The organism is Kitasatospora sp. HUAS MG31 (genome assembly GCF_040571325.1).
Lineage (GTDB): Bacteria > Actinomycetota > Actinomycetes > Streptomycetales > Streptomycetaceae > Kitasatospora > Kitasatospora camelliae.
Genome location: NZ_CP159872.1, coordinates 6,810,013 through 6,832,769 on the forward strand (window position 1 = coordinate 6,810,013; position 22,757 = coordinate 6,832,769).

28 protein-coding genes are annotated in these 22,757 nt (G+C 70.5%); 4 read left to right on the forward strand and 24 right to left on the reverse strand.

What is annotated here, in order from left to right; all coding sequences use genetic code 11:
* Positions 1-52 precede the first annotated feature (52 nt).
* The 23 genes from ABWK59_RS30445 to ABWK59_RS30555 form a co-directional block, all read right to left on the reverse strand.
* On the reverse strand, positions 53-388 hold the full coding sequence (locus ABWK59_RS30445; protein ID WP_354643864.1) for a hypothetical protein: 336 nt from the start codon (positions 386-388) through the stop codon (positions 53-55).
* Complete coding sequence (locus tag ABWK59_RS30450; protein ID WP_354643865.1) at positions 385-837, reverse strand: hypothetical protein; 453 nt, start codon at positions 835-837, stop codon at positions 385-387. The genes ABWK59_RS30445 and ABWK59_RS30450 overlap by 4 nt, the downstream gene beginning before the upstream one ends.
* A 67-nt stretch (positions 838-904) precedes the next feature.
* Positions 905-1,813, reverse strand: coding sequence for a phage major capsid protein (locus tag ABWK59_RS30455; RefSeq protein WP_354643866.1), 909 nt, complete (start codon positions 1,811-1,813; stop codon positions 905-907).
* Between the two features lie 125 nt (positions 1,814-1,938).
* Positions 1,939-2,658: a phage scaffolding protein gene (locus ABWK59_RS30460; protein ID WP_354643867.1), complete on the reverse strand. Its 720-nt coding sequence runs from the start codon at positions 2,656-2,658 to the stop codon at positions 1,939-1,941.
* A 71-nt stretch (positions 2,659-2,729) separates the two neighbouring features.
* Positions 2,730-3,734 carry a hypothetical protein gene (locus ABWK59_RS30465; RefSeq protein WP_354643868.1) on the reverse strand — a complete coding sequence of 335 codons (1,005 nt, stop codon included), beginning with the start codon at positions 3,732-3,734 and terminating at the stop codon, positions 2,730-2,732.
* Positions 3,731-5,320, reverse strand: coding sequence for a phage portal protein (locus ABWK59_RS30470; RefSeq protein WP_354643869.1), 1,590 nt, complete (start codon positions 5,318-5,320; stop codon positions 3,731-3,733). Before ABWK59_RS30470 ends, ABWK59_RS30465 begins: the two co-directional genes overlap by 4 nt.
* A 68-nt stretch (positions 5,321-5,388) precedes the next feature.
* Positions 5,389-6,948, reverse strand: coding sequence for a hypothetical protein (locus tag ABWK59_RS30475; protein ID WP_354643870.1), 1,560 nt, complete (start codon positions 6,946-6,948; stop codon positions 5,389-5,391).
* Positions 6,949-6,950: 2 nt separating this feature from the next.
* The gene (locus tag ABWK59_RS30480) at positions 6,951-7,409 is read right to left on the reverse strand and encodes a hypothetical protein (protein ID WP_354643871.1); all 459 of its coding nucleotides are present in this window, start codon (positions 7,407-7,409) and stop codon (positions 6,951-6,953) included.
* Positions 7,406-7,873, reverse strand: coding sequence for a hypothetical protein (locus tag ABWK59_RS30485; RefSeq protein ID WP_354643872.1), 468 nt, complete (start codon positions 7,871-7,873; stop codon positions 7,406-7,408). Before ABWK59_RS30485 ends, ABWK59_RS30480 begins: the two co-directional genes overlap by 4 nt.
* Positions 7,874-8,115: 242 nt before the next feature.
* Positions 8,116-10,761 (reverse strand): hypothetical protein, encoded by a 2,646-nt coding sequence (locus ABWK59_RS30490; RefSeq protein WP_354643873.1) that lies wholly within the window; start codon positions 10,759-10,761, stop codon positions 8,116-8,118.
* A gap of 32 nt (positions 10,762-10,793) precedes the next feature.
* The gene (locus tag ABWK59_RS30495) at positions 10,794-11,240 is read right to left on the reverse strand and encodes a hypothetical protein (RefSeq protein ID WP_354643874.1); all 447 of its coding nucleotides are present in this window, start codon (positions 11,238-11,240) and stop codon (positions 10,794-10,796) included.
* Between the two features lie 145 nt (positions 11,241-11,385).
* Positions 11,386-12,189: an SGNH/GDSL hydrolase family protein gene (locus ABWK59_RS30500; protein WP_354643875.1), complete on the reverse strand. Its 804-nt coding sequence runs from the start codon at positions 12,187-12,189 to the stop codon at positions 11,386-11,388.
* A gap of 77 nt (positions 12,190-12,266) precedes the next feature.
* Positions 12,267-12,749: a DUF6221 family protein gene (locus ABWK59_RS30505; protein ID WP_354643876.1), complete on the reverse strand. Its 483-nt coding sequence runs from the start codon at positions 12,747-12,749 to the stop codon at positions 12,267-12,269.
* Positions 12,746-13,108 carry a hypothetical protein gene (locus ABWK59_RS30510; protein ID WP_354643877.1) on the reverse strand — a complete coding sequence of 121 codons (363 nt, stop codon included), beginning with the start codon at positions 13,106-13,108 and terminating at the stop codon, positions 12,746-12,748. The genes ABWK59_RS30505 and ABWK59_RS30510 overlap by 4 nt, the downstream gene beginning before the upstream one ends.
* A gap of 53 nt (positions 13,109-13,161) precedes the next feature.
* Positions 13,162-13,293, reverse strand: a complete 132-nt coding sequence (locus ABWK59_RS30515) for a hypothetical protein (RefSeq protein ID WP_354643878.1) — start codon at positions 13,291-13,293, stop codon at positions 13,162-13,164.
* Positions 13,294-13,297: 4 nt separating this feature from the next.
* The gene (locus tag ABWK59_RS30520; RefSeq protein ID WP_354643879.1) at positions 13,298-15,118 is read right to left on the reverse strand and encodes a hypothetical protein; all 1,821 of its coding nucleotides are present in this window, start codon (positions 15,116-15,118) and stop codon (positions 13,298-13,300) included.
* 87 nt (positions 15,119-15,205) lie between these two features.
* On the reverse strand, positions 15,206-16,627 hold the full coding sequence (locus ABWK59_RS30525) for a hypothetical protein (protein ID WP_354643880.1): 1,422 nt from the start codon (positions 16,625-16,627) through the stop codon (positions 15,206-15,208).
* 13 nt (positions 16,628-16,640) lie between these two features.
* Positions 16,641-17,279 carry a hypothetical protein gene (locus ABWK59_RS30530; RefSeq protein ID WP_354643881.1) on the reverse strand — a complete coding sequence of 213 codons (639 nt, stop codon included), beginning with the start codon at positions 17,277-17,279 and terminating at the stop codon, positions 16,641-16,643.
* Between the two features lie 43 nt (positions 17,280-17,322).
* Positions 17,323-18,588, reverse strand: a complete 1,266-nt coding sequence (locus ABWK59_RS30535) for a DUF2637 domain-containing protein (protein ID WP_420492874.1) — start codon at positions 18,586-18,588, stop codon at positions 17,323-17,325.
* A gap of 102 nt (positions 18,589-18,690) precedes the next feature.
* Positions 18,691-18,912, reverse strand: coding sequence for a hypothetical protein (locus ABWK59_RS30540; protein WP_354643882.1), 222 nt, complete (start codon positions 18,910-18,912; stop codon positions 18,691-18,693).
* 106 nt (positions 18,913-19,018) lie between these two features.
* Positions 19,019-19,213, reverse strand: a complete 195-nt coding sequence (locus ABWK59_RS30545; RefSeq protein WP_354643883.1) for a hypothetical protein — start codon at positions 19,211-19,213, stop codon at positions 19,019-19,021.
* A gap of 76 nt (positions 19,214-19,289) precedes the next feature.
* A complete protein-coding gene (locus ABWK59_RS30550; protein WP_354643884.1) occupies positions 19,290-19,574 on the reverse strand; it encodes a hypothetical protein in 285 nt (94 codons plus the stop codon).
* Positions 19,574-19,804 (reverse strand): helix-turn-helix domain-containing protein, encoded by a 231-nt coding sequence (locus tag ABWK59_RS30555; RefSeq protein ID WP_354643885.1) that lies wholly within the window; start codon positions 19,802-19,804, stop codon positions 19,574-19,576. Before ABWK59_RS30555 ends, ABWK59_RS30550 begins: the two co-directional genes overlap by 1 nt.
* A gap of 166 nt (positions 19,805-19,970) precedes the next feature.
* Between ABWK59_RS30555 and ABWK59_RS30560 the strand changes: the two genes are divergently transcribed.
* Positions 19,971-20,513 (forward strand): UTRA domain-containing protein, encoded by a 543-nt coding sequence (locus ABWK59_RS30560; RefSeq protein ID WP_354643886.1) that lies wholly within the window; start codon positions 19,971-19,973, stop codon positions 20,511-20,513.
* Positions 20,514-20,517: 4 nt separating this feature from the next.
* Positions 20,518-21,327, forward strand: a complete 810-nt coding sequence (locus tag ABWK59_RS30565; RefSeq protein ID WP_354643887.1) for a GntR family transcriptional regulator — start codon at positions 20,518-20,520, stop codon at positions 21,325-21,327.
* 199 nt (positions 21,328-21,526) lie between these two features.
* On the opposite strand, the gene ABWK59_RS30570 is transcribed toward ABWK59_RS30565, so the two are convergent.
* Positions 21,527-22,018 (reverse strand): hypothetical protein, encoded by a 492-nt coding sequence (locus tag ABWK59_RS30570; protein ID WP_354643888.1) that lies wholly within the window; start codon positions 22,016-22,018, stop codon positions 21,527-21,529.
* A 298-nt stretch (positions 22,019-22,316) separates the two neighbouring features.
* Between ABWK59_RS30570 and ABWK59_RS30575 the strand changes: the two genes are divergently transcribed.
* The gene (locus ABWK59_RS30575; RefSeq protein ID WP_354643889.1) at positions 22,317-22,556 is read left to right on the forward strand and encodes a hypothetical protein; all 240 of its coding nucleotides are present in this window, start codon (positions 22,317-22,319) and stop codon (positions 22,554-22,556) included.
* Positions 22,553-22,750 carry a hypothetical protein gene (locus tag ABWK59_RS30580; RefSeq protein WP_354643890.1) on the forward strand — a complete coding sequence of 66 codons (198 nt, stop codon included), beginning with the start codon at positions 22,553-22,555 and terminating at the stop codon, positions 22,748-22,750. The genes ABWK59_RS30575 and ABWK59_RS30580 overlap by 4 nt, the downstream gene beginning before the upstream one ends.
* Positions 22,751-22,757 lie beyond the last annotated feature (7 nt).

A 22,757-nucleotide genomic window follows, 5' to 3' on the forward strand; every position in this document is an offset into this window, starting at 1 on the left:
TCGTGGCGTGTGCTGGGGTGGCCGCCCGGTCTCCCCGGGCTCGTTGGCCTGTTCAGTTGATGAGCGTGAGGTCCAGCCGCAGCTCGGGTGTGAAGCCGAGGCCGACGACCGGGGTGACACTGTCGATGGAGTAGACGCGGCGGGTCCGCTCGTCGCGGATCCGGTCTTCTTCGGTGACGTCCGTTCCTGCGGGGACCCGGCCGACGGCCGAGCGGACGACCCGCGGGTTCCCACTGACCGGGGTGCGGGCGTTGCGGGTGGCTTCGATCAGGCTGGCGGGGATCCGGGTCTGGGCGTCCGTGCCGGCCTCGGTGTCGAGGTCGATTTCATCGCCAAAAGAGTCGGTTCCGACACCACGAAGGACCGTGATCCAGGTCGTTGCGATCACGGCGCACCGCCCATCGGGAACCAGGGCTGCGACTCGTCGTTGCCCTCCGCGAGCGGGTCCGGGCCGAGCCAGGTGTTGCCGTCGACGTACGGGGAGCGGATGTGCACCGTGCGGGAGCGACGCCAGGAGAGCCGGTTGATCGCCCGTGCGGCCATCGGCGCGAGGACGACCGCGTCCGGGCCGAAGTTCGCCGAGACGCCATCCTGGGACTGCGCGGTGGTGTCCATGCGGGATTCGATGCCGGGCTGGCCGGGCCGCCACGCCGCCTGGTAGGCGACGGCACGGCCGAGCCAGTACAGGTCCCGGGAACGGATTCGTTCGGTGTCCGCGTAGGTCCGGCCGGTGAAGATCTCGATGTCGGCCTGCGCCTGGGTGATGCTGCCGTCGGTGACGTCGACGCCGGTGACGCTGAGGACCGTTGCGGCGTCGGTCCACGCTTCCACCGTCATGACGGCCTCCTGGGTCGCGGGGTGCTCCTCGCGCCGGGTGGGTGTCGGCGCGAGGAGCGAGGGCGGGTCAGCCGACGAGGATCGCGGCGCCGGCCGGGTGGCCGTAGGCCCAGCCGCGGCGGGCGCGCATCTTGAGGATCGACTCGTCGGTCAGGGCCGACAGGCCGTCACGACCGTCGATGAACACCGACTCCGGGCCGGAGCGGATGCCGAGGAGCATCAGGTCGGTGCTGACGAAGCACATCAGCGGTCGGCCGGTCGGGGCTGCGGTGGCGGTCGGGGAGGTTCGGGCACCGAGGGACCAGGTGATCGGCACACCGAAGATGGTGTCCGGGGTGCCGGCGAGGCCCTGGATGAAGATCGGCTCGTTGGTGGTGTCGACGACGCCGCGCAGGTACTTCCGGAACGACGGGTGCGCGATGGCGACGGTCGTCGCCGGGTCGAAGTAGTCCCCGGCCTCCAGGTTGCCGAGGGAGGTGGAGAACTCGGCGTAGGTCGGGGAGCCAGCGGTCGCGGCGACGGTGATGTTGGTGTCGGCGGTGTAGCCGAGCGTCGCGTCGGTGGTGTGCAGCAGGCTGTACAGCGACGTGAACGGGACGCCGGTGCCGGGTGCGGCGGTGACGGCGAGGCACGCGTTGTCGATGATCTTCGCGTAGGAGACGCCCCAGTCCTTCATCTTGGTGGCGAGGATGCTCGCGACGGAGTCGTTGATGTCCTCTTCGGCGACCCGGACCGCCTTGCCGAACTTCTTCGCGGTCAGCGTGACATCGTCGTTCGTCGACGTGTCCTCGCCGTAGGTGCCGCCCTTGTCGACGACGTCGACGCCCATGCCCGCGGACCGCGGGTGGTGCCGGGTGTCGGAGCCCATCGGGACGCGGGAGGCCTTGGCCTCCACGGCGGAGATCTGGTTGATGCGGGTGATGACGGCGGAGTCCCACTCCTCGGGGATCCACGCCTCGTAGGTGTTGCGTGCCACGGTGCCCTCCTGGGCGGTGATGGGGCGGAGCGGTGTGTGGCTCGGGCCCCATCACGGGCGCCTCGGGCAGGTGCAGTGGGCGTGCCGATCACCGGCGCGCACAGGTGTGACGGTAGGGCGGGGGATCAGCCGCCCTGCAAAATGCGGGCGGCGTGCCTGTCCCAGGAGTTCTTGGGCTTGTCCGGGGCCGGGGACTTGGGGGCGGCGGTGGGTCGGGCCTTGGGCTTGGTCGCCTCGGGCTTGGCGAAGAACTCGGGGTAGTCGGCGCGGAGCCGGTCGACCTCGGTGGCGAGGCCGATGACGTCGCCGTCGTCGTCGACGGACAGGGCGTCCAGGTCCAGCAGCTTGAGGAGCCGGTCGGGGCTGCCGCTGATGCCGGCCTCGGCGAGTGCGGCCCGGGCGGCCTGGTTGATGATCCGCGGCTTCCACCGGTTCTCGGACTCCTCGCGGGCCTCTCGCAGTGCACGCTCGTGGTCGCCCTCGGATGCCCGGTCGCGGTCCTCGCGCTCCTTCAGGGCGAGCCGGTGCCGCTTGGCGTCGTCGTTGCTCTTCTTGAGCGCGGCCCGCAGCTTGGCGAGTTCGCCTTCGGCCCGCTCCAGCGCGGGGTCCTTCGAGGTCTTCGGCGGAGCGGGCTTGGGCGTCGCCTCGTCGCTGTCGTCGCCGGTGTCCGGCTCGTCGTCGAGCTCGGTGTCGTCGGCGGTGTCGCCGCCGTCGTCGACCTCGATGTCGGGCTCGTCGTCGGAGCCGCCGGCGACGTTGTAGATGGGGCGGCCGTCGGCGCGGTGGCCGAGGAGCGTGAAGGGCGGAAGGCTGATGCGGGGTGCTCCGATCTCCGGAACGTCCACGGGTGATCTCCCATCGCGGGTTGTGTTCTGACTGTGCGTGACGGTAGAGCGGCTGCGGGGCGGGGCTGCGATCATCCGGCGGCCGGGAAGCGGCCCTCGCGGACAGCGCGCCGGGCCGCTGCCTGCGCGCGGGCGCGGAGTCGGCGCCGCGAGGCGAGGACGGTCCGGGCGGCCCTGACCCTGGCGGCCTGCGACTCGGAAGCGGGAGCCCGTCCTTCGGCGACGGCGTTCGCGGCGCGCTGCTCCAGCCAGGCTGGCAGCGGGATGGGCCACGAGATGAGCCACGGCACGACCCGGCAGCGGCAGTGTGGGTGCAGCGGCGGGCCCGTGACCTCGTCAGGGCCACGGCCGCGCTGCGCCGGGTCAAAGGAGCGGCCGCCCTCGAAGCCCTCACCCGGTGCCGCGTACTGACCCGAGTAAGCCGAACACCGCACACACGCGTCGACCTCGGCGACCCATAGCCGGCCGAGCCGCAGATCAGCGGCGACCGCTGCGCCGCCTACGTCGACGGCCCGGTGAACCAGCCAGGCAACAGCCGCCCGGACGTGGCTGACGGCCGTGCGGGCGGCCTGCACGACGGCGGCCAGGCCGGAGAACCGGGCGGGTCGGGCAGCGAGGAGCTTCTCGACGCGGCGGCTGATCTCCTCCACTCGCTGCCCGATCCGGGCTGCCTCCATCACCGTGTCCCGGCCGGGCTTGGCTCTGCCGCCTGCGCGGGCGGGGACACGGCGGCCAGCAGCTCGCGCAACCTCGCGGGCGTGCCGCACACCCAAGCCGACCGCCGACGGCAGGACCTTCGCCACTGCCCGCCGCGCCCGCTCGCCGAGCCCGGCCAGGGCCTGCGTGATGCCCGCCCCGACCTGCCGCAGCACCCGTGCCAGGGCCAGTCCGCTGCCCGCCGCCGTGGTCGCCCCGAAGGCGGATACCCACAGGGCCGCGGCCGCCGCCAGTGCCTCGGTGAGCAGGTCGTCTGTGTCGCCGACCGCGGCCGCCGAGGTCCGCTCCTCCAGGTCGGTAGCCTGCGGGATCTGCCGCTCCTGGACCAGGGCCGCCAGCGAGGACGCCGTGCCGGTCACGCCGGGCCCTCACCCGGCTGGGGTGCCGGCTCGGTCATGCGGGCGACCACCGGGTTGATGAGCTGCTGCACCTGCTGCTGGTCGATCGCGCCGAGGGTGACCGCCGTGCCCAGCTTCTCCAGCGTGTCCGCGAGTGTCGCCAAGTCCGCGAGGCGCCTGGTGAGCTCGGCAGTGTCGTCGGTCTGCGACTCCAGCCATGCCTCGACCTGGTCCTCGCTGTAGCCGCGCTCCAGCAGCACCTGACGCTGCGGCACTCCGAGGTCGGACTTTTTCCCGGACACCACCCACGCGTCGGTGTCGTCGATGGTCTCTGCGGCCTCCCACCGCACATCCACAGCCGGCTCGGCGACGTCGAGGAGGTGTAGGGCGAATCCGTACCCGTCCCTCCACGTCCCGGTGTAGGCCCGCTGACGAGCCTCGATCTTTCGGCTGAACGGCGCGTCCTGCGCGCGGACGGATTGCCCGGACGGCTGCTCGCCGCTGGTGTCGAACAGGTGCAGCGGGGTGACGGTGAGCTGCGCCATCGCTCGGATGTCGAACTCGATCGGGTCGAAGAACACCGCCGGCTGGGCTGCGTCGAACTGGCCGACCTGCTTGAAGCCGCGCAGCAGCATCAGCTCACCCGGGCCGGACTTCAGGGAGGAGTCGTCGCCGCTGTCGGTGGGGCCGGCGTCCGGGTCGGGCGGGAAGAGGTCGTCGTCGAAGTCGCCGGGTTCGAGGTCCCCGGTGTCGGTCGTCGCCGTGTCGGTGAGCGCGTACCTCTGCGGGAAGCCCTGGTAGTCGACGGTGCCCATGTGAGTGGCGATCAGTTTGTTGATCGCGTTCTGGGCGCCGTAACCCCGCCGGTGCTCGGGGACGCCGTACGGGCGGGCGTTGCGGAAGTGGAAGACGGGGATCTCGCCGAAGTCGTGCTCGATGATCCAGGCGTCGTCATCCGGCTCCAACAGTGCGCCGTCCTCGGCCTCGACGGCGTCGGGCAGCCAGGGGTACCAGTCGCCCTCGCTGTTGCCGGGGGAGCCCGGGCGGGTAGTCCACCGCTCGATGCGGTCCGCGTAGTACAGCTCGGCCCGGTGAATCTCCTGCGCTCGCGGCCCGGACCCGACCTCCTCACACCAGCGCTTGATCGCGAACGACTTCAGGCGGGGGTTCTCCGCGTCGTAGACCATCCGGACGGTCAACGGGTCGTTGCAGTACATGTCGACGCCGGTGACGGTCTTGTCGTCGCCGTCCCCGTGAACGGGCAGGATGATGAGGTAGGCGTCACCGTAGCGGGAGACCGTGCGGTGAACTTCCGGCTCCTCCAGCTCCATCAGGTTGTTCTCGCGGATGGCCTGCAGTGTCTCGGCCTGCTGCTGGTCGGGGCTGGTGACGGTCGACAGCTGCAGCCGGTCGGATACCGCGTCGACGACGGTGGCGATGAAGCCCAGCTTGTAGTCGACGCCGGTGCGCTCGATAGCGCGCCGCACGCGGGCGGAGGAGAACACCTCCGGCACCTCGTCGTCGTAGTAGGCGGCGGCCTTCTCATAGCCTGGCCGGGCGCCATTCAGGGCCTCGATGCCGTCCCACAGGTCATCGCTCGCGGTCACCGCATCCTCCATGCTCGGTCGCGATCACCGTAGGTGCGGGCCAGATCGGGGCTGCGAACAGCCGCCGGTCAGCGGGCGTACTGGTGCCGGGTCGCCGTCGGCGCCTGCTTCTTCGAAGGGTCAAGGAACCGGGTCACCGCGGATCCGACCGCGTCGACCAGGTCGTCGTGCGGCGCCCTGGGGAAACCGACCATCTGCTCCTCGACGTCCCGCAGCGGCCGGGCATGATGAACGCGCCCGCGCTGGTAGTGGTTGAGGGCCCGGGCGGCACGGACCTGCTTGGGTTCGCCCTGGTTGACGGTCTTCACCTTGACCGGCATGTTGTGGAAGATCGCGTCCCAGGTGCCGTGGCCCTGGTTGACCTCCAGCAGGATCAGCCCGATCTCCGGGAACTCGTCCAGCATCGCCAGCACCCGCTCCCGCAGCTTCGCCCCGGGCGGGATCCGGACGGGGATCGCCGCGTGCACGGTGCAGCGCCGGGTCTGCGCCGACCAGGAGACGACAGCGAGCCCGGTGTAATCCGAGCTGGCCTTCGCGGTGACCGCGGGGTCGATGGACAGCACCATGTGCGTGACCGGGTCCGGCTGCCCGTCGGGGTAGCGAAAGTCGTCGGCGCACCAGTAGTCGCCGTCGGCACCCATCGGGTCGTTGCGGTAGTTCTTGGCGTACGACCGGGTGTGCTCGATCTTCTTCAGGAAGGCGAGCGGCCACTTCGCCGGCCACATGCTGCGTTCGGTACCGTCATCGGAGCGGATGATCGGCGCCGAGTAGTGCGCTTGGAAGTTCTCGTCGCGGATCCACTCCGCGGTCTCGATCCCGCGGGCGTGCTTCACCAACTGGTGGACGATGCTGCCCGGCATGGTCACGGTGCCCACCAGCACAACCCGGGCCCTGACGTTGAGCGGCAGGATCGCGTCCCGCAGCGTGGTCAAGCGCTTCTTCGCGAGTTCCGGGGAGTATGACGACTCGTCTGGCTCGACGTCGTCGAGGAGGAGCAGGTCCGGCCGGTGCGAGCCGATCTTCATGCCGAGGCTGGAGGAGTCCATGCCGCGGGCGGCGAACGCGAACCCGCTCTCGGCGACGAACATGCGCTGCGTGTCCGCCACCGACGCGCCGTTGGGGCGCTTCGCCGGGCTGCACAGCTCCGGGTAGTCCTCACGCAGGCGCGGGTTCTGGTCAACCTCCAGCTTGAACGTGGCCAGGTGCGCCTCGGCCTGCTGCGCCGAAGCGGAGAACGCGGCGACGAACTTCACGAAGCCGTGCGCCGCAGCCCACATCGGCAGGATCAGGAACCACATCGTCGACTTGCCGGTCTCACGCGGCGCGATGTAGGCGTCCCGCTGCTCCGCCGGCACGCTCGGCGGGCGGATCCAGCGCCGTGCGGCTCGGCACCAGTCGAGGTGGGCGTCACCGAAGCTGACGTGCCCGTCGCTGTCGCGGAGGTGGTGCCGCATGTACACGAGCCCGAACAGGATCGGATCCAGGCGCGTCAGAGTCTTCCGCCCGTCGGAGTCTTCGAGCATCCGGGCGTCCGGCACCACCCGGGACAGATACCGGTCCAGGTCGAACGACTGAGCGTCCACGCCGGCCAGGTATGAGTCGAGGGGCGCCGTGATGGCGTCGATCACGGCTACTCCTCCGCTGCGCCTCGCGCCTCGCGCTGCTCCCGCCCGTCCAGGGAGTGGTGCGTTGCCACCCAGCCCTGGGAGCCGTCGCCGCGCTGCTCCGGGCGGACGGCCGGCCCGCACGGGCAGTCCTCGTCGAGGTCGTGCTCGATCACATCGTCGAGCGGCACGACGTGCGCCGTGCCGTCGTCGGCCATGGCGGCGAGCCACCCCTTGTTGAGGGTGGTGTCGTCGTCGAGGTCGACGTCGAACTCCTCCACCCCGCACTCGGCCTGCAGCAGGACCATGCCGACCGGCATCCGGGCGGCCGCCTCCACGGGCCGGACCGTGGGCGGGTCGACGATGCTCCAGCCGTTCTGGTCCATGCACGCCGTCAGGTACTCGCCGAGCGCCGCCCGGTAGCCGGGGTCGGCGGCGAGCCACGTGGGGGCGAGGGACTCGATGTAGTAGCGGGTGATGCTCACTGCCCACCTCGGAGCGCGGCTTCTTCGGCGGCGATCCGCGCCTTCGCGGCGTTGATCATGTCGCGGAGTTCCAGGTCCTGCACGGTCGGAGCCTCCTCGACCGTGACCTCCGCACGGACCGGGGCGTCGATGCCGAGAAGCTTCGCGATCCGCTCGCCGACCTTCACCGCAACCTCGATCGCGCGGGGCTCGCCTCGGTCGACGCGGGGCGAGAGGCACACGAGGTAGTGCTCCAGCCGGTCGATCTGCTGCTGCACCCAGACGTCGGCCATCTCCTGCTCGGCGGCCTTGGCGGCGCGCCTGGCACGAGTGAAGTCCTTGCGGGCGGCGGAGACGTCGCCGCCGTAGCCGAACTCGGGGTCATCGGCGATGGTCTCGTAGGAGATGCCGTCGATGCGGGCCTTGATGAGTTTGGCGCGGCGTTCCGAAACGAGGACCTTCCCGTACCGGTTGACGTCAGACATAGTGCCTCCTCGGGTCGACCTGGATGATCGCCCGAGGAGGCGCGGCGGCCGCGAACGGTCAGGCCCGCTTGCGGGCGTGCTTGCGGGCGGGGAGCCGGCGGTAGCGGACGACCGGCCCACCGGGTGTCTCGTGTGCTTTGCGACGCGCCCAGGTCTTCCGCGTAGCGAAGGCCCATCTCCACTGTGCGCGGGACGCGAATCCGTGGGTGCCGCTCCGATGCCGCTTGGCCATGGCTCCTCCCTCAGTTGATCTCGAACGGCGGGGTGAACAGCACCGGGTGCTCTGGTGGGGCGTCGATCGACACCCAGTCCCGGTAGGTTCCCGGCGTGGGGGCGACAGCGCCTCCGTCCGGGCCGACGAGGAGCTTCGCTACGGTCGTGCCGTCGTCGTCGGTGTCCCATGCGGCGGTGTGCCAGTCCGTGTCGTCGGGTTCGTGGCCGACGGGGATGACGGCCATCTGCACGGTGTGGGCGGTGGGGTCGCCGCGGGTCCAGGTGACGGGCACCTCGTGGTACTCGGTGGACTGGCTGTTCACGTCTCCTCCTTGGCGGTTGCGGCAGTCCCAGGGGCTGGCGACCGGGTCGGCATCCCACCGGGTGTGGACGGCGCTGCTGGCCCAAGCGGCGCGGGTCTGGCCGGCGGTCCATGCGGTGGCCGGGCGGCCGATGAGGCGGATGCCGTGGGCGGTGCCTGTGCCGGGGGCGGTGAGGGCCTGGGCGGTGCCGGCCTCGGCAGCGCGGCCGAGTGGGGTGGTCTTGGCCCGGCCTGCTGGTGGGACGGTGGCGTAGTCGAAGGCGGGCCCGAGGGCGACCCGCTTGGTCGGGGTGATCGGCTGCGCGCTGTCTGTGGCGGCGGCCGGATCGATGGGGTGGGGCTGGGCGGCGCTGACGGGCTGGGCCCCGTCGAGAGTGCTGGCCGGGGGCAGGGCGCGGGTCTTGGTGCGGCCGATCGGTTGGGCGGTGTCGGTGTGCTGCGCGGCGGGGAGCGGGTAGGCGCCGCTGCCGGTGAGAGGCTGGGCTTCGGCCTGTTCGGCGGCTGGGGCGAGGGGGCGGCTCTTGGCCGCGCCGACGGTTGGGCTGGTGGCGGTTTCGGCTGCTGGGGTGAGGGGCTTGGTCTTGGTGGCGCTGAATCCTTGGGTGACGTCGGTGCCGGCGGCCGGGGAGGTGGCGCGGGTCTTGGCGGCGCCGGTCGGCTGCGCAGTGTCGATGGTCGCGGCGGCGCCGGTCGCCCGGGTCTTCGCGCCGACGATCGCGCTCGCGGTATCGGCAGCGGCCGCCGGGCTGAGGAGCCGGCCCTTCGTTGCGGCCATGTCCGTTGCCGTGTCGGCCGTAGAAGCGGGGGTGAGAGCCTGCCGCTTCGTCGCCGTGATGGGCTGGGCGCTCGCGGTCTCGGCGGCCTGCCCGAGCACGGCGCCCCGTGTGGTCGGCAGGGCCTGGGTCGCATCAGTGGAGGTGGCCGGGCCGAGCTGCCGGGCCTTGGTGCGGCCGAGGGGCTGCCCGGTCTCCACGGCGGCAGTAGGTGCGGCGGCGCGCTGCCGGGTGTGGCCGACCGGCTGGCCGGCGTTGGCCTCAGTGGCGACGCCGAGGCTGATCCGCTTCGCTCGGCCCAGGGCCTGCGCCGTCTCGCTGCCGGCTGCGAGGGTGACCGTCTTCGTCTTCGCCTTGCCGCTGGCCTGCGCCGTCTCGGATGCGGACGCGACGCCGAGGGCCTGGGTCTGCCCGGCCGGCGGGTTGATGTCGTCGATCTCGGCGAAGTCAGCGGTGCCGGACGCGCGGCTGGCCTCGAAGTAGGCGATGAGGTTGCCTTGCAGCATCCACTGCGACGGGGTGCTGATGGTGCGGCGGGTTGTCCAGGTGGAGTTGTCCGGGGACGTCTCCAGGAGGATCTGCCCGGATGCCTCACGGAACCGCCACCACAGGTGGTCGGTGGCGTTGTAGGTGAGCGTGGTGGGGGAGGCGTCGGTCCCGCCGACGTTGCTGCGCAGGACGAGGTTGCCGGTGTTGGGGGAGTACTCGAACTCCAGGTTCGTCGTGCTGACCGTGGGCCCGGGCATGAGGTAGGCGGAGAACGTGACGGTGGAACCGCCGCCGGTGACGGGCAGGGTCGGGACTTTGAACGCGAGCGACGAGGACTGGATCTCGTACGCGGTCGCGGTGTACATGTTCGGTGTCGCGGTGGTGCAGTTGATGCGGGCGCGGCCGCCGGTGGCTGACACGCCGGCGGACGCGGTCCACTTGGAGTCGATCGACGACGGGAACTGGTCCGTCAGCGCGGAGAACGACTTGGTCCACAGGCCGTCCGCGCCGGAGAACTCGACCCACCCGGGCTGCGAGGTCACGGACGCCGAACCGGCGCTCAGATCGGTCGTCCCGGTGTTGCCGTAGTTGATCGTCGCGTTCTGCGTGCTCGACCCGGCGTTCGCCCGGTAGCCGATCTCGACGACGATCCGGTCACCGACCTGTACGGCCACGGAGGACAGCGTCTTGGCGCCTTCGGTTGCGCCAATGGCGGTGGTTCCGAACTCGGTCGCGCCGATGCTGTCGGTGAGGAGGGTGCCGCGCGGGGTGTCCGTGTCGCCGGAGGTGACGTAGATGTGCAGGTGGAAGAAGCCGTTGAGGGCGGCGTTCGACTCTTTCGCGCCGATCATCCACGTGACGGTGCCGGCTACGGTCCCCGCCTTGACGGCGCCGTCGGAGATGGATCGGTGGAGGAGGATGTCGCGGTCGGCGGCGGTGGAGCCGACGTTGATGGTGGACGTGCCAGCGGACCCGGCCGGCTTCCTGCCGAGGTACTGGACGTCCTCGCCGGTGGAGACGTCCCAGGCGCCGCGTTTGGTGGTGGGCGTGTAGGGCGGGGCGGAGCTCGTGAGCCAGAACCGTGTCGCCAAGTCCGCCCCCTCCTCTCGTCAGGGGTTGAGGGTCAGGCGGAGGAGGTGGCGCGGAAGAAGTCGCTGATGGTGGCGGTGACATCGCTGCCGTCGGGGGTGATCGTGAAGTCGTGCTTCGTGAGGGGGATGAGGTCGGCGTCGGTGCCGGTGGTGGTGTCCGGGTCGTAGCAGATGACGATCGCGCTGATGGCGTTGCCGGTGGCGGCGGTCCAGGTGATGTCGGCGCAGTCGACGGCGACGCGGTCGTTGGTGTCGTCGACGGTGACGGTGACCGAGGCGAGGGTCTTGCGGCCCATGGTGGTCTGCTCGTTGGACGCGCCGGCGAGGAGGGTGGAGAGGTCGTCGTAGTCGCGCATGGTGGCGTCGGAGACGATGCCGGACGTCTCGATGGGGACCGCGATGAGGGCGTCGTTCGCGGCGGGGAGGCTGGCGTAGTAGGCGACCTTGGCGAGGGCGATGTTGAAGACGATGTTCCCCACGGGGGCCTCCAGCTGGGCACGGCGGTGCGGTGCCGGGTGGAGGGGGCCCGGGCGGACGCTGCTATCGGAGCACGGCCGCGGGGCGGGGCTGCGAACACGACGAAGGCCCCGCTGGGTGGCGGGGCCTTCGATGTCTGTCCGGCGGTCAGCTCGCGGGCAGCCAGGCCGCGATGGCGTTCATCCACTGCTGGGCCATGGCGAGGTAGGCGGCGTCGAGGGGGTGGGTGCCATCGGCAGTCCAGCTGGGGCTGACCACGGTCATGTCGGCCGAGCAGACGCGGCCGCCGCTCTTCCGAGCTTGCACGACGGAGTCGACCCAGCTGTTGATCTGGTCTACGCCGGCGTCGAGGTCGGGCCTGCGGTAGTGGGCGATCCGGGCGCACGCGACGCGGACGGTTGGGCTGCTGGCGAGGATGGAGTCGACCAGCTGGCCGTACCGGGTCGGCCAGTCGGGTCCGGCGTCCATCCCGATGTCATTCGTACCCAAGTGGATCAAGACCACGTCCGGTCGGACGGTGGGCAGGGCGGCGAGTGCCCGCGGCGCCATCTGCCGCAGCATCTGCCCACCCTCGGCGACCACTGCCAGCTGGGCGGCGATGCGGCGCTGGGCGAGGAGGTAGGACAGCCACGGCCGGTAGCCGGGCCCGGAGCCGTTGCCCCAGGGATCGAGCAGCCCGCCGGGGGCGATCGAGCCGGCGCCGACGGTGATCGAGTCGCCGACGCACATGATCCGCAGGGTGGACGTGGGCGGGGCGACGTAGGAGAGGATCGCGCCGATGCCGTCGCGCAGGGCGGCGATCTGGGCTGCGGTCCGGCCGTCCAGCGCGCGGAGGTTGTAGGAGTCGAGGTCGCCGTCCCAGGGGACTCCGGTGTTGCGCACCCATCCGGCGCTGGTGGCGCCCTCGGCGATGGCGGCGGCGGTGTCGGGGCTGTAGGGGGTGTCGGTCATAGGCCGAAGCATGAACCTGCCAGCGCGGTCTGGTTCGAACGCTCAGCCGCGCTGGTGCGGGCTGGGCCCGGACGCGGCTACTCCTCAGGCACCCACTCCTGCCGATAGTCGGGGTGTTCGGCGTACGGCAGGGCAATCAGCCTGAGGGTCTGGCAGTAGCCGTAGCCTTCGGTTGCGCCGTCCCAGTCATGGCAGACCTCGCATCCGAACCCGGCACCTGTCTTTCCGTAGCCAGGATTGATGGTGCTGGTTGTGATCGGGTGCGCGTCGATGATGCGCCGCTTGGCTTCGATCTCGGCCAGCACTCGCGCCGGATCCCAGCAAGCGATGTGCTTGGCGTTCCACTCGCCGTACTTGCCGTAGACCGGGTCGGCGGCGGCCACGTAGCCGAGAGCTGAGCCGTTGAACCGGACGACGGCTTGGCGTGGCCCGTTGCCGCTGTTCCAGGTCAGCTCGGGGTTGAAGATCCAGTGGTCGTGTCCGCCGTTGCCTGCCTCGAAGGCGAGCTTTTGGTCCTCGTCGAGGCGGGCGCGGAGGAACGCCGCCAGGTCAGAGGTCATGCCGTCGCCGCCTCGTAACAGGAGCGGCACATCGGGACGTGCACAGTGCCGACCGTGGGGGAGTGCCGGGTGATCGTCAGCAGCTCTGTGGTGTAGCCCTCACAGACCACGTTGGCGCGGTCGCGGTGGAGGCCGCATAGGCAGTGGCATGCCTTCTCTTCGAGGGCGGCCTGCAACTCCTTCTGGCGGCGGATCTCTTCGAGTTCCTCCGGGTGCTGCTCGTAATACTCGACGAGCGGGCGGAGTGGTTCGAGGGCTGCGGCGAGCTGTCGGGCTGCTTCGGCGAGTGAGTTGCGGAGGTTGATGGCGAAGGTGCTGAGTGCCTCGGCCAGTTGCGGAGGGAAGGGCGTCTCGCTCATGGTTCATCCTCTCGCAGGTGGGCCGTCCCGCGCAGGATGCCGGGACGGCCCCATCACCGGCGGCACCACGCGCCCATGAGATTGAGGACCCTGTCGATGATCCCGTACAGGCCGTAGGCGCCGGCGACGGCGCCGCCGGCGATCCCGGCGAGGACCAGGGCCACGACCATGCGGTCTGCGGTCATCTAGCTACTTCTCTCCGACGATCCGCCGGGCCTTGTCCGGCGAGATGCCCAGCGCGTCGCCAATGGCGCGCCACGACCGCCCCAGCCCCCGCAGTCGCCGGATCTCAGCAGCCATCGGGTTGTCGTCGGTCGGCTGCTCCCTGTCGGACAGGCCGCCGATGAGTGCCTGAAACTCCTGGTCAACTTCGGCGTCCGAAGGCTGGCGCATCTGGTTGATCGTCTTGTCCGACGGGCGCCCCGCCGGGGGCTCATAGGCCACCCCGCTGCCGCCCTGACTCCCGAACGCGGCCTCCGCCGACACCTGGTCCAGCCGGCCCCTCAGATGCACCGTGCCGGCCGTCACAGCCCGCATGTGGGTCGGAGTGACGGCGACGGTCCTGAAGGCGGCGGCGCCGCTGTCGTCGCCGTACAGGCCGACACCTAGGCCGGTCATCTGCTTGAGGTCCGGGAGCCTCCCGTTGCCGAACATGCGCTGCACGGCATTCGTGACGCCGCCGACCGACGTCATCGCGATCCGCTGCCCCGTCAGCCGGTACAGGCCGCTGTCCGGCAAAGACGACACGTTCGCGTCCGTCACGGAGATCAGCACCCGGACCCCGGACTCGCGGGACTCGTTGTTGAGTTCCTTGAGCTGCGCCAGCGCGGCCGGGTTCGTGATGAATGACAGGCCCTCGTCGATCACGATCAGGAGCTGTGGCATCTGTGCGTCGACCAGCAGGCTGCCGTCCAAGTCGGCGACGGCAGTGCGCTCCAGGTACGGGCGGTGCGTGATGCGGGCCTGGGAGATCCGGCGGGCGGCCTTGAGCATCTCGATGCCGTCCTCGATGGTGCGGGCCTTGTGCGGGAACAGCGGGGCGGTGCCGTCGCCGTCCCAGCTGTCGAAGTCCTTGCCGGCCTTGCCGACCTCGATGCCCCACAGGACGACGTCGCGGCAGCGGGCCAGTCCCGCGTAAATGTTCTTGAGCAGCGTGGTCTTGCCTCCCTTCGGCGGGGCAACGATGAACACTCCGGACTCGCGGAACGACATGATCGCCGGGGTTCCGTCGCGGTGGCAGCCGATCGGGATCCCGGTCACGACGGACAGCTCAGACAGGTCGGAGTCAACCGTCGGATGGCCGGCCGGGTCGTGCGGCTCCAGCTCGACAGTGAGCCGCGCCTCACCCTGCCGCAGGCATGGGCCGATCGTCACCGTGCAGCCGAGCGGTAGCCGGGCCGACTCCGCGAGGGCCACGTTCAGCCCCTGAAGGTCGGTCAGCTTGTAGGCGCCGTCCTCGGGGAGCAGCACCGAAATGTGGAACCCGCCGTTGAACCGCTCGAACCGCAGGAACTTGATGCCGTCCTGGCGGGACAGCTTCTTGATGCGGGTCATCCACTCCTGCGCGAGGTCCTTGTCAGCGGCTTGCACGTCGGTGACGTCAGCTGGCGTGGTGGGCTGCGCGGCGATGACAGCCGCGGTCTCGCAGATCTCGGCGTGGTAGGTGCCATTGCCGACGGCCACGCCGTACACCAGGGCCGTGGCGGCGGCGCACCACCAGCCGGTACCGGCCCAGGACCCCGGGTCGCTGGCCACGGCGAGGGAGGCGAGTGTCCCGCCGCCGAGCCACATCGCAGCGCGGGCAGCGGACAGCCGCTTGGTGATGCGGCCCTTGATGGCGGCGAGGCCGTGGACCGTGCCGACGGCTGCCCCTGCAGCGAGCGGAACCCATGTGGGGCCGCCCGTGTACGCCACGGCGGCGGCGGTGTCAGCCGCAATGAACGATGCGGCCACGCCAGTCACGGTCGGACCGGCGGGCTTCGACCAGTCATAGGTCGTCGTGGGGCTCATGCCTGCCTCTCAGGAAGGGGGAAGGATCGGGGGTGGCGCCCCGCCGGGCGGACCGGCGGGGCCGCGGCGGGTCGGCCAGCCGGCCGGTTACTCGTTGCGGGTCACGTCCCACGCCGCCTCGTTGACGCGCTGGTTGGTCAGCCGCTCGATCTCCTGCGCGTGCGCCTTCTGGAAGACGTTGGACGCTTCCTCGGCCGCGCTGGCCGCCTGGATCAGGTGGCCCTGCGCCACCGTCAGGGCGTCGGAGACGGACTGGTCAAGCGGCGCGTTCTCCGGGGAGCACTTTCCGGCGATGACGACGAACGCGTCCGCGATCACCTTGATGGCCTCGGGCAGCGTCATCAGGGACTTGCCGACGCCGAGGGCGCCCTCGATCTCGGCGGCGGTGGCTGCCGCGTACACGTCCTCGGCGGCCTGGCTCATGTCGAAGAAGTTCACTGCGTTCCCCTCGCTGTTGATGTTGATGGCGGCAGCTACGACGGCCACGGCCTGGCCGAGAGCACCCTTCGGGTACCCCGGCATGAAGTCCGGCAGGTCGGCCCACTTCTCCAGGGCCGCAACCGCGCCTTCCAGCGGAGCGAGCGCGGCCCGAATGGCGGAGTCCCTGGCCTTGCGGCGCTCGTCCCGCTTTGCCTTCCGGTCGGCGAGACGCTCCTTCCGGTCGGTCCGGCGCGCTGCGGACAAGCCGTTCCGCCAGGCGTTGACGGCCCGCTTCTGCTCGGGCGTCGGATTGGCGTTGTGGCCGGGAGCCGGGTTGGCCCGGCGGAACTCTCGCTCCGCCGTTCCCCGGGCCAGGGACGGCCGGACGTGATCCCAGACGGCCCGCGCCGCCGACCGCGCCGCGCTGCGCCGCAGAGCCCCCTTGGCGGGCCTGGTGCGCTGCTCCTCACGGGCCCCGGGGAGCCGCTTGGAGATGTCCGCCTTGCGCTTCTCGGCGGCCCGCTGGCGCCCACTGTCAATAAGGGAGGGGGTCTGGGAGCCGCCCTTGCCCGCCTTGGCGGAGGGCTTGGCGGGAGCCTTGGCGCCAAGGCTTCTGTGCTGGTCAGGAACGGTGCCAAGGTTCTTGGTGCCAAGCTTGGCGCCAAGCCCCGTCAGGGGGACCCCGGACCCCTTGCCGGACGGCTTCGGAGCGGCCTTCCGCGCGGGGGTGTCAACAAGGGAGCGGCCCCCCGGCGCCCCGCCGCTGTGCGTCCGCGCGGCGTCCGCGCGGCCCACCTTCGAGTGCCGGACGGGCGCAGCTCCCTGCCCCCTGGCGGGGGTGCCGCCGGGCGCCCGGGACTTCCCGGACGCGGTGGTGAACCGGCGGGCTGCTGCTGCGCCACCCGCCAGCACAACCCCCGCCGCCAAGGTGCCAACCGGCCCGGCCACGGCGGTCCCGGCCACCAGCGCGGTGACCGTGGCCGTTGAACCGAGGGCGAGCACCTGGCGGGCGGGCACCATCTGAGCGGCCTTCACCTCGCTGGCCGTAGGTGCCTTGACCTGTGGCTTCGTGTCTTCCTGCTCGCTCACTGCTAATCCCCCTTCAGTTCACTCTGGTGGTGGCCCGGCTCAGGAAGCCCCTGGCCGTGCTGGTCACTTCGGTGTTGCGCACGACCGGACCGGCGTAGGTCACGCTCGCCGGTCCGGCGGCCCGGACCCTTGCGGCGGCCCGGCCACAGGCCAGGACGATGACGGCGGTACCGGCCAGGGGGATGGCGGTGAACAGGGCCCCGGCCACGATCCCGCCGATGGTCATCGCACTGAGACCGGACAGCACGAGGTTGATGGCGGCCCCGAGGCCGATCGACCCGAGGCCGACCCCAACGGCTGCGACAGCCGTACCGGCGGCCCAGGACGGGACCGGCGGCGGCGGGAGTTGTACGGGCGGGGTGGGGCCGTAGGCGGGAGTCGGGGTGTCGCTCCGGTAGTTGGTGGCGTTCGGGGTTCGTCCGGCTGTTGACGGTCCGTTGAGCGCTTCGGCGATGAGGCGCTGCGCCTCACGGTCGATGTCGTTCACTGGGTGGCCTCGGGCAGGCGTGCTTGGACGGCGTTGCTGGCCTTGCTGGTGTTGGTGATGGCGGGCGTTCGGGGCGTATGCGTCATGCGGGGGCGGGGACTTCCAGGACGGGGCCGACGTGATGTCGAACGCCGGGTCGTTGTAGACCGACTTGGTCTCGGTCATGGTGGTGAGCTCCTCTCGGTTTCGGTCTCTGGTCTCGCCGGTCTCAGGCGGCGGTCTCGCGGTACCGGTCTCGTGCGGCCCTCAGGCGCTTCGCGGCGGTGGACTTCGGCCGGCCGGTCTCGGTGATGGCGTCGTCGAGACTGACCGCGGTCTCGGATCCCCGGTCTCGCATGAGACCGAGGAGGTGATCGATCTCGGTCTCGGGGTTCCGGTCCCCGATCGGGGAGACCTTGCCGGTCTCCTTCGGGCGGGACTGGGACCGGGAGACCTTGCGGGTCTCGGTGTCGGTCTCGCGTCCGGTCTCACGGGTGGTGGTCTCTGCGGTCTCGGTGTGGTCCCTGCGGGCGGTCTCGGTCTTGTAGACGCTGTCGCTGGTCTCGGTCTCGCTTGATGCGAGGTCTCGCCCGCCGGTCTCGCTTCGGTTGGTCTCGCGGCGGTGCCCGGTCTCGGTCTCGTACGGCAAAGCCTTGGTCCCGGTCTCGGTCCTGCTGGTCCCGGTCCCGGCGGTCTCCGCCATGGCGAGACTGGCCCTGGTCTCCGAGGCGGTGGTCTCGCTGGTCTCGGCGGACCGGACTTCGGTCTCGTGCTCGGCGAGGGTCTCGCGGACTGGGTTCCCGAACCGGGCGAGCCGGAGCGCGAGTAGTTCGTGGGTCGCGGCCCGGCGGCGCCAGAGTCGCCCGTACCGGCCCCGGAGCTTGGCCCGGTACACGAAGGACTCGCGCTCGATCCGGATGACGTCGGTGTAGGAGGTGATGTGCCACAGCTGCTGCCGGCGCCAGATCCGGTAGGTGGAGATCGGGCTGAGGAGCCAGCGCTTGAGGGGCGGGGTCTCGATGTGGCGGTCGACGGTGATGTCGGCGAGGCGGCCGACGGTGTGGCGGGCGGCTTCGACGATGATCGCGAAGAGGATCGGGATGACGGCGTGCATGCCGACGGCGACCTCGTCGCCCCATGCGGCGGCGGAGTTGAAGGCGATGGTGCCGCCGGTGAGGAACCAGGCGACGTGGCGGAGCATCGGGTAGGGGATGCGGCGCCAGGTGAGGAGGAGGTCGAGGGCGAGGAGGACGGCGATACCGGCGTCGACGGCGATGGGGAAGGCGTAGGCGAAGTCGCCGAAGCCCTTGTGGGTGGCGAGTTTGCGGACGGCGCTGTAGGAGCCGACGAAGCCGAGGGTGGCGATGAGGAGGGCGCCGCCGGTGACGGCGCCGATGATGGTCTTCTGGGCGTCGGTGAGGTTGGTCTTGGGCTTGTCGGTCAGGACGCTGTTGATGTCGCGCCACTGGCCGGCGAAGGGGTCGGTCTCGGACACGGGGCGTCCTTTCTGGGGTGGTTGGTGGGTTGGTGTCTGAGTGCCTGCGGCTGCCGTACAGGCCAGCCGGGGTGGGCCGGGCTGTGTGGCGCCGTACGGCGATCAGGCAAGGGGCTGGTCTTCCAGGGCGCGGAGGGCACGGAGCGCGCCGACTGCCGCAGCGCTGGCCTGCTCGTAGGGGGTCCAGTTCTCGTCTGTCGGGTCGCCGTACCAGCGGTTCCAGGCGGTCTTAGCGTCGGCGTCCGCCGCGGCGTACTGCTCGCGGGCAGCGCGCACGGCGGCGCCGTATTGGGCGAGACCCTCGGGCCGCGAGGTGTTGTCCATGGGTGCGTCCTCTCGGTGGCTGTCAGGCGGGGGACTGAGTGCCTGCGGCTGCCGCGCAGTCCGGGGGCTGTGCGGCGCCGTACGGCGATCAGGCGTGGGTGCTGGTTCAGGCGGCGGCGGGGTGGTGGATGGGGCCGGCGCCGAGGCGGTAGAGGAGTTCGAGGCTGAGGGCGCCGAGGCGGTGGTCGGCCATCGCGTCGTGGGCGGCCTGGTCTCGCTCGATCGGGGTGGCGTCCGAGTTCAGCTCGCCGAGGGCGATGAGGACGCTGGCGGTCTCGTCGAGGCGCTGGCGGAGGGTCATGGCTACTTCTCCTCGGGGAGGGGCTGGCGCTGGGGCGGGATGCGGGGGATGACGGGCTTGCCGGACCAGTCGTCGCTCACTTGGTCTCCGTCTTGGGCTGCGGGGCCGGGGCGGGCTGGTCCTTGACGAGGACCTCGTTGACGGGGAACGGGTCGCGGGGGAGGGCGAGGGGCTGGTTGGGGCCGTAGTTGCTTCCGGTGAGGCCCTGGTTGGTGTCGGCCATGGTGGGGGTCTCCTTCGGGGTGGCGGGGGCGATGTAGGGGGCGCCCATGTTGGGGGTGGGGCGGGAGGGCTGGGGGTTGGTGGTGTCGGGGCCGTAGGGGTTGTCGAGGCCGTCCCAGAGGCGGGGCCGGCGCGACATCAGGCGGCGTCCGCGATGAGGTCCTGGATTGCCTGGAGCTTGGCGGCGACGACGGCGACGGGGATGCGGATCGCTCCGCCTCGGCCGGCCTGGCCGCGAGACCACTGCTTGCCGTGGCGGATCGCTTCCAGTTCGCCGTCCTTCACCCAGCGGTAGACGGTCGGCTTGCTGACCCGAAGTGCTTTGGCCACCTCGCTCACGGTCAGGACCGGCGGACTCTCGGGCAGCATGCTGAAGCCCTCCTTTCGAGGGGGGTTGCGGCTTGGCGATGACCCCAACTGTATAGCTGTTCTTGAAAGGTTGCAAGGTTCTCAATGTGTCCCTGGCTACCCGGCGCGCAACCTTGTGCCTTAACTTGAAATGCGACAAGGTTTCGCGACGCGCAGAGGAGGCGGCGTGAGCAGCGGAAACCCGCTCGACGAGTCGGCGCTCTACCTGCGCCCTGCAGAAAGCGGCCAAGGCGATGCCTGGAGTCAGGCGACTGCCCGGCAGGGCCGGGTCGGCAGCCAGCAGCTGCTGCACGCTGGCGAAGTGTCAGCTCCGCCGCGTGTCGCGGCGAGCCTCGGCTTGGACCCTGGCTCCGCGGTGGTCGTCCGTCGAAGGCTCGTTCTCCTCGACGGCGCACCCGCAGAGCTGACCGACTCGTACTTCCCGCTCACCGTGGCCAGCGGCACCGCGCTCGCGTACCCACGCAAGATCAAGGGCGGGGCGGTCTCGCTGCTTGCCAACCTCGGCTACGTCGCTCGAAGCTCGCGCGAGGACGTGACTGCGCGGCCCCCCTCACCGGACGAGGCTTCAGCCCTGGCCATCCACCCTGGCGAGTGGGTGCTCGACGTCTACCGAGTCGTCGTGGACGCCCGCGGCGAACCTTTCGAGGTCACCACCATGACCATGCCCGCCCGTGAGCGAACCCTGCACTACACCGTCGAGATCGGCTGAGCCCATGACAGAAGAAACGCCCCTCGCAGACACCTCGAACGGTGAGGCGGAAGAGAAGAAGCAGAAGCTTCGCTGGGACCCGTGGTCCCAGCACGAGCTGATGGCCAGCTACCTGCGCGAGGGAATCCTCGTTGGCGACTTCCCGCCCGGTAGCAAGCTGCCTTCCACTCGGGTGATGAAGGAGATGTTCGACGCCGCACCGCAGACCATCAAGAACGCCAACGACCTCCTCGCCAAGGAGGGCCTGGTCGTCAGCCGCCGGGGAAGCGGGATCCTGGTCCGCCCGCAGCCTCAGCGCACGATGGTCCCCGCGGCGTACAAGGAGCCGGCGAAGCCAGGGGAGTCCTACCGATGGATCGCCGAGGCCCAGAAGCAAGGGCTGCGTCCCGAGAGTGAGATCACCTTCGTGGGCGAGGTCACGCCGTCGGCCGACGTGCGGGCCCTCCTCGGTCTCCCTGAGAAGGGCATCGCGCTGCTGCGCACGCAGGTGCTCTCCCTGGACGGCGAGCCGGCCGAGCTGGTGAAGACCTACTACCCGGTCGAACTGGCGCGTGGAACGGCATTGGCGGAACCGGCAAAGATCCGAGGTGGCTCGCCGCGGCTTCTCGCCGACATGGGGTACCCGCCGCTCCGGTGCGTGGATCGCGTGGCGGCCTGGATGCCGACGCTGGAGCATCTCCAGGCTCTCAAGATGCCGACCCGGGAACCGATCCTGCGGACGCTGCGCGCTACGTACAGCACCGATGACCGCCTCATCGAGGTGACGGTTATGGCCAAGGCTGGCTACCGGTACGAGCTGCAGTACGAGTTCTGACTCGATCTGCAACGCAGAGGGCCCCACCCGACTCGGGTGGGGCCCTTCTGGTTACAGCGGGCGGGCTGGCTGCCCAGTACCGGGGCAGGCGCTTCGCTCATCCGGCGCGCGGTGCTGCGGAGCCGGCTTGCCGGCCTCGCTGCCGATCGCCTGGCCACACACTGCGCACTTCCCTCGCGGCGTCATTCACGCTCCTGGGTCAGACAGTGGCGGGCACCTCGTACCAGCGCCCGCTCGGGGATGACTGTCCAGACCGTACCGCGGCAAGACTGTTCACGAAGGCTTTTGCGCCATCGTGGAAGTCGACGGTCAGGCCAAACGGGATCGAGCCCTCGCCCTCGGAGAAGCGTGTAACTCCCTTGATTTCCGAGTTGTGGTCCACGTCAAGGAGTGCCGCAGCCAGAGCTGCCTCCAGGTATGCCATCGGGATCGACCCCGTGGGCGCGGCCGGAACCTCGGCTACCTCGGGGTGCGGCCCCGAGACCGGAGGTGCCTCCTCCTCCCGGTAGCTGTCGCCAGGTCGCCCCATCGCAGTGAAGGACCACCACACCTGGGCGCCGTCGGTCAGGTGCGTGACGACGCCGAAGGGGTGCTCGGTGTGGCCGGCGTCCGCCAGCGTCTTCACGCCATCGACGACCGGGATGTGGCGGGCGGCGTCGGCAAGCAGTGATTCGAAGCGGGCAGGGCGCATGGCGAGGCTTCCTTCGTTGGCGGCGAGGGATGTGCTCGGTGGCGACGAGCAGGGATCCACGGTACATGGCGCGACTCAAGCGCTTTGAGAGGCCTGCCGAACTCGGCCCAATCCCTCATGTGTCGCGGTAGTGCAGCCAGCATGGCGCACCCCAGAGAGCATTGCAACATATCAAGAAACCTTGTACGGTTGACTTGCTCCTGAAACGCAGAAGGCCCCGCAGAAGCGGGGCCAGCTACTTCACCGTGCGCGCCTTCTGGCCTGGTAACCGCAGTGCGCACAGATCGGAGATTCCATCATGGCAGCTTCTGTCGCCATCCCCAAGCCCGGCCCCGTCGTCTTCGGCTCGCGCGTCACCGTCGGCCTGGTCGAGGTGACCCTCCCCGCGAGCAGCCCCCAGCTCACCTACACGTGGATCGACGAGCGCACCATGATCGTCGGCTACAACCCGAGCGTCCTCGACGGGACGCTCGTGTCCCTGTGGCTCGACACCACCATCCCCGCCGGCTACCAGCTCGTCGCGGGGGTGCCGGCGTGAAGCTCCTCTCCGCCCTCCACAAGGACCAGCACGGCGCCGCCGGCCGCATCGCCGCGACCGCCGAGGACGCCAAGACGCTCGGCTTCGAGAACGTCCAGACCGGCTACGACCCGCGGACCGGCATGCACACCGTCACCGGCGACCTGCCCGCCGCCACGGCGCAGCGCACCATCGACCGGATCCTCGGGCGCTAGCCAGCCG

Coding starts and splice junctions, on each gene's coding strand:
- ABWK59_RS30505 (WP_354643876.1), bottom strand. CDS start 12,749: ATGACCTCTGACCTGGCGGCGTTCCTCCGCGCCCGCCTCGACGAGGAC.
- ABWK59_RS30545 (WP_354643883.1), bottom strand. CDS start 19,213: ATGACCCTCCGCCAGCGCCTCGACGAGACCGCCAGCGTCCTCATCGCC.
- ABWK59_RS30530 (WP_354643881.1), bottom strand. CDS start 17,279: ATGACCGAGACCAAGTCGGTCTACAACGACCCGGCGTTCGACATCACG.
- ABWK59_RS30515 (WP_354643878.1), bottom strand. CDS start 13,293: ATGACCGCAGACCGCATGGTCGTGGCCCTGGTCCTCGCCGGGATCGCC.
- ABWK59_RS30555 (WP_354643885.1), bottom strand. CDS start 19,804: ATGCTGCCCGAGAGTCCGCCGGTCCTGACCGTGAGCGAGGTGGCCAAA.
- ABWK59_RS30565 (WP_354643887.1), top strand. CDS start 20,518: ATGACAGAAGAAACGCCCCTCGCAGACACCTCGAACGGTGAGGCGGAA.
- ABWK59_RS30520 (WP_354643879.1), bottom strand. CDS start 15,118: ATGAGCCCCACGACGACCTATGACTGGTCGAAGCCCGCCGGTCCGACC.
- ABWK59_RS30540 (WP_354643882.1), bottom strand. CDS start 18,912: ATGGACAACACCTCGCGGCCCGAGGGTCTCGCCCAATACGGCGCCGCC.
- ABWK59_RS30575 (WP_354643889.1), top strand. CDS start 22,317: ATGGCAGCTTCTGTCGCCATCCCCAAGCCCGGCCCCGTCGTCTTCGGC.
- ABWK59_RS30510 (WP_354643877.1), bottom strand. CDS start 13,108: ATGAGCGAGACGCCCTTCCCTCCGCAACTGGCCGAGGCACTCAGCACC.
- ABWK59_RS30550 (WP_354643884.1), bottom strand. CDS start 19,574: ATGTCGCGCCGGCCCCGCCTCTGGGACGGCCTCGACAACCCCTACGGC.
- ABWK59_RS30450 (WP_354643865.1), bottom strand. CDS start 837: ATGACGGTGGAAGCGTGGACCGACGCCGCAACGGTCCTCAGCGTCACC.
- ABWK59_RS30500 (WP_354643875.1), bottom strand. CDS start 12,189: ATGACCGACACCCCCTACAGCCCCGACACCGCCGCCGCCATCGCCGAG.
- ABWK59_RS30570 (WP_354643888.1), bottom strand. CDS start 22,018: ATGCGCCCTGCCCGCTTCGAATCACTGCTTGCCGACGCCGCCCGCCAC.
- ABWK59_RS30485 (WP_354643872.1), bottom strand. CDS start 7,873: ATGTCTGACGTCAACCGGTACGGGAAGGTCCTCGTTTCGGAACGCCGC.